Raw genomic sequence first — 548 nt, 5'->3', positions numbered from 1 at the left:
ATCCTCGGCAAGCGCCCGGGCGCCGTGCGTATAGCCGCGATGCGCGGACTGCGCGGCCTGGCCGCCATCCTCGAGGCGGATCCGAGCGCCCGTGCGCACGAATCGGCGCCGGTCCAGGGCGCGGGCGGCGCCGCGGCGAGCACGGTGAGCGAGGTGTACCCGTGAAGCAGGGTTCATCGATCAGCGCCGGCGACGCGGAGCGGCTGCTGCGCGGGGAGCACGTGGACGGCGCACGCGAACAGCAGGTCGCGGACGTACTCGCGCAACTGGCCCCGGCGGACGCCGCCGACGCGCCCGTGCCGGCAGCACTGCTCCTCGCTTTCGCGCGACAGGCTCCCGGGGCGGATGCGGCAAGCCACGCGGCGGACCATGCGGCGGACCGCCCCTCCGACCGCGCGGCGGCGTCCGACCGCGCGGTGAATGGGTCACGACGCCGCCGCGCGCGGACCAGCCGCACCGGTGCGCGCAGTGGGCAGTTCAGTGCGCAAGGTCGGCACTTCGGCGTACGTGGCGGACAGTTCGGTCCGCGCGGCTGGACATTCGGACGC

General features: G+C 75.5%; 1 pseudogene. It reads left to right on the top strand.

Annotated elements, in window-relative coordinates:
- Positions 1–161 precede the first annotated feature (161 nt).
- Positions 162–548: pseudogene (locus KDK95_RS34830) on the top strand (hypothetical protein); the annotation flags it as partial.

Source organism: Actinospica acidithermotolerans, from assembly GCF_018139625.1.
In the GTDB taxonomy this organism is placed as follows: Bacteria; Actinomycetota; Actinomycetes; order Streptomycetales; family Catenulisporaceae; genus Actinospica; species Actinospica acidithermotolerans.
The sequence above is the reverse complement of the archived record's forward strand: the minus strand, read 5'-3'. Positions and strand labels throughout refer to the sequence as shown.